The 4,505-nt window shown below is 73.2% G+C and carries 2 protein-coding genes; both read left to right on the forward strand.

From position 1 onward, the window contains the following. Positions 1-2,912: type I polyketide synthase (locus PYR91_RS36160; RefSeq protein ID WP_279787499.1), on the forward strand; the 2,912-nt coding region annotated here is incomplete at its 5' end. Between the two features lie 52 nt (positions 2,913-2,964). Next, positions 2,965-4,505: beta-ketoacyl synthase N-terminal-like domain-containing protein (locus PYR91_RS36165; protein WP_279787501.1), on the forward strand; the 1,541-nt coding region annotated here is incomplete at its 3' end.

The following is a 4,505-nucleotide window of genomic DNA, read 5'->3' on the forward strand; positions in this document are numbered from 1 at the left end:
CCGTGACCGTGATGCGGGGTCTGGCCCAGCTCCACGCGCAGGGTGTGGCGGTCGACTGGGCCGCGGTGTTCGCCGGGACCGGAGCCCGCCGCGTCGACCTGCCCACCTACGCCTTCCAGCGGGAGACCTACTGGCTCACGGCGTCGGCCGCCGGTGACCTCACCGCGACCGGCCTGTCCGCCGTGGACCATCCCATGCTGGGGGCTGCGGTGCGGGTGGCCGGAAGCGAAGAGGTGGTGCTGACCGGCCGGCTGTCCGTGAGCACACATCCCTGGCTGGCCGACCACACGATCGGGAACGTCGTGCTGCTGCCGGGCACCGCCCTGGTCGAGCTGGCCATCCGCGCCGGCGACGAGGTCGACTGCCCCACGCTGGAGGAGCTGGTCATCACGGCGCCGTTCACCGTGCCCGACCGCGGCGGGGTGCTCGCCCAGGTCGTGGTCGGCCCGCCCGAGCCGTCCGGCCACCGCGCGGTGACCGTCTACTCCCGCCCGGACGCCGACCCGCGTGCCCGATGGACCCGGCACGCCGTCGGCCGGCTCGCCGAGAGCGGCCCCGCACCCGCGTTCTCGCTCGACGCGTGGCCGCCGCCCGGCGCGGTCCCGGTCGCCACGGGAGACGTGTACGAGGAGCTGGCCGAGCGCGGCTACCACTACGGGCCGGTCTTCCGGGGCGTGACGGCGATGTGGCGGCGCGGCGAGGAGGTGTTCGCCGAGGTACGGCTGCCCGAGCGGGAGGTCGCGGGCGCCGGCCGGTTCGGCGTCCACCCGGCCCTGCTGGACGCCGCCCTGCATCCCGCGCTGCTGGCCGGGCTGGACGGCGGGCCCGGCGCGGGCGTCAAGCTCCCGTTCGCGTGGGCCGGTGTGTCGCTGTACGCGTCCGGGGCCTCGGTGCTGCGGGTGCGGCTGACGTCGGCCGGCACGGACGCCTTGGCGGTGCGGCTCGCCGACGGGACGGGACGTCCGGTCGCCGAGGTGGGATCGGTGGCGGGACGCCCGGTGACACCCGACCAGCTCGCCGGCGCCGGGGAGCCCGGCGGCTCGGTGTACGCGCTGGAGTGGGGCCCGATCGGGACGCAGACCGGTCACGCCGGGTCGGATACCTGGGCGGTGCTGGGCGAGGCCGACGAGCGCTTCGAGCGCGGGCTGGCCGCCGCCGGGGTGCCGGTCCGGTGGTGCGAGGAGCTCACCGAGGCGGGCGACGCCGAGGTCGTCGTGGCGCTTCCGGTGCGTGGGCCGCTGCCCGGTGGTGACGGTGTGGTGGAGGCGGTGCACGCGGGGGTGCATCGGGCGGTGGGTGTGGTTCAGCGGTGGCTTGTGGGTGCGGGGCCGGAGAGCCGTTTGGTGGTGGTGACGCGGGGTGCGGTGGCTGCCGGTCCGGCCGAGGATGTGGTGGATCTGGCGGGTGCGGCGGTGTGGGGGTTGCTGCGTTCGGCGCAGGCCGAGCACCCCGGTCGCATCGTGCTCGTCGACGTCGACGACGATCCGTCCTCGACGGACCTGCTGCCGGCGGCGGTGCGCTCAGGTGAGGCTCAGGTCGCCGTCCGGGCCGGGACGATGCTGGCGCCCAGGCTGGGCGTGATCTCGACCGGCGAATCGCCGGTGCCGGTGCTGGAGCCGGGTGGGACGGTGCTGGTGACCGGTGGTACGGGGGCGTTGGGGGCGTTGTTCGCCCGGCATCTGGTGGTGCGGTATGGGGTGCGGCATCTGGTGCTGACCAGCCGTCGTGGTCTGGAGGCGCCGGGGGCGGTCGAGCTTCGGGACGAGCTGTCCGGGCTGGGTGCGCGGGTGGAGATCGTGGCCTGTGACGCGGCCGACCGTGAAGCGGTGGCGGGAGTGCTGGCCGGCGTTCCGGCGGAGCATCCGCTGGTCGGCGTGGTACACGCGGCGGGTGTCGGTGACGACGGTGTGGTCGCTGGGTTGACGCCGGGTCGGGTGTCGGCGGTGATGCGGCCGAAGGTGGATGCGGCGTGGGTGTTGCATGAGCTGACCGAGGGCTTGGGTGTGCGGTTGTTCGTGTTGTTCTCGTCGTTGGCGGGGACGGTGGGCGGTCCAGGCCAGGGCGGTTATGCCGCGGGGAACGCGTTCTTGGATGGGTTGGCGCAGTATCGGGCGGCGCGGGGTTTGAGTGCGGTGTCGTTGGGGTGGGGGTTGTGGGCGACTGAGGGTGGTCTGGACGCGGGGGTGGCGCGTTCGGAGGTGGATCGGTGGTTGTGGTCGGGGTTGCGGGCGATCTCGGTTGATGAGGGCCGGGTGTTGTTCGATCGTGCGTTGGGTGTGGGTCGGGCTGTGGTGGTGCCGGCTCGGTATGACCTGGGTGTGTTGCGGTCGCGGGCGGGTCTGGTGGCGCCGGTTCTGGAGGGGTTGATCGGCGGGGTTGGTCGTCGGGTGGCGGCGGCGGGTGTGGCCGATGCGGGGTTGGTGGGCCGGTTGGCGGGGTTGCCGGCGGGCCGGCGGTTGGAGTTGGTGGTTGAGCTGGTGCGTACGGAGGCGGCTGCCGCGTTGGGGCACGCTGATGTGGGTCGGGTGGCGGGGGAGGTGGCGTTCCGGCAGTTGGGGTTCGACTCGATGACGGCGGTCGAGCTGCGTAACCGGCTGGGCACGCGCACCGGGCTACGCCTGTCGGCGACCGTCGTCTTCGACTACCCCAGCCCTCTCGCCCTTGCCGAACACCTGCTCACCGAGCTCAGTCCCGAATCGGAGGCGGACGTCGGAGAGGTCGAGGAGAAGGCACTCCGCGACACGCTCGCCTCCTTGCCGCTCAGCCGTTTCCGCGAAGCGGGCGTGCTCGACGTCCTGCTGAGACTGGCACGGGACCCACAACCGGACCGCGCCGTCGCGGTGCCGGACGAAAGCGGCTCGATCGACGCCATGGATGCGGAGGAGCTCGTGAAACGCGCGTTCAGCGCCTGACTCGACGGCGGCGCGGCGACCAGGACGAACTCGCGGACTACGGAGGATCACCTTGCCCACTTCGAACGAGCAGCTCGTCGAAGCGCTGCGCGCCTCGCTGAAGAAGAACGACCTGCTGAGGCAGGAGAACGACAGCATCGTGGCGGCGGCCACCCAGCCGATCGCGATCGTGGGCATGGCCTGCCGCTTCCCGGGCGGCGTGGCCTCCCCCGAAGAGCTGTGGGACCTGGTGGCCGATGGCCGCGACGCGATCGCCGACATGCCCGGCGACCGAGGCTGGGACATCGACGGCATCTACGACCCCGTCCCGGAGCGGCCGGGGAAGACCTACGTCCGGGTGGGCGGGTTCCTGTACGACGCGGCGGAGTTCGACGCGGGGTTCTTCGGCATCTCGCCGCGCGAGGCGATGTCGATGGACCCGCAGCAGCGGGTGCTGCTGGAGACGTCCTGGGAGGCGATCGAGCGGGCGGGCATCGACCCGCACACGCTGCGCGGCAGCAGGACCGGTGTGTTCTCCGGGCTCATGCACGGGCACGAGAACGCCGCCGACGAGTCCGCGGAGAACGCCGACGGCTTCCAGATGACCGGTGGCGCGGCCAGCATCGTCTCCGGCCGCGTCTCCTACACGCTCGGTCTGGAGGGACCGGCGATCACGGTGGACACCGCGTGCTCGTCGTCGCTGGTGGCGGTGCACCTGGCCGTCCAGGCGCTGCGGTCGGGCGAGTGCGACCTGGCGCTCGCCGGCGGCGTCACCGTCATGTCGACGTTGCGGCTGTTCGTGGAGTTCTCCCGGCAGGGCGGGATGGCGGCGGACGGGCGGTGCAAGTCCTTCGCGGCGGCGGCCGACGGCACGGGATGGGCCGAGGGCGCCGGCATGCTCCTCGTCGAGCGCCTGTCGGACGCGCGGCGCCTCGGGCACCCGGTGCTGGCGGTGATCCGCGGCTCGGCGGTGAACCAGGACGGCGCGTCCAACGGCCTGACCGCGCCCAACGGTCCCTCGCAGCAGCGGGTGATCCGCCAGGCGCTCGCCAACGCCGGGCTGTCCGCCGCCGAGGTCGACCTGGTGGAGGCGCACGGCACCGGGACGCGGCTGGGCGACCCGATCGAGGCCCAGGCACTGCTGGCGACGTACGGCCAGGGACGGGCTGACGGCGACCCGTTGTGGCTGGGGTCGCTGAAGTCGAACCTCGGCCATGCCCAGGCGGCGGCCGGGGTGGCCGGGGTCATCAAGACCGTGATGGCGCTCCGGCACGGGATGATGCCAAGGACGCTGCACGCGGACGAGCGCACCCCTCACGTCGACTGGTCGGCCGGCGCGGTCGAGCTGCTGACGCAGAACCGTCCGTGGCCGGAGACCGGGCGTCCGCGCCGCGGCGCGGTGTCGTCGTTCGGGCTCAGCGGCACCAACGCGCACCTCGTCGTGGAGCAGGCCCTCGAACCGGAACCCGAGCCGGTGGGGTCCCGAGTGCTGCCGGCCGTGCCGTGGGTGCTGTCGGGCAAGTCGCCGGAGGGGTTACGGGCGCAGGCGGGTCGGTTGGTGTCGTTCGTGGAGTCCCGGCCGGAGATCGATCCGGTTGATGTGGGGTTCTCGCT

The sequence above is a fragment of the Sphaerisporangium sp. TRM90804 genome, assembly GCF_029846175.1.
In the GTDB taxonomy this organism is placed as follows: domain Bacteria; phylum Actinomycetota; class Actinomycetes; order Streptosporangiales; family Streptosporangiaceae; genus Sphaerisporangium.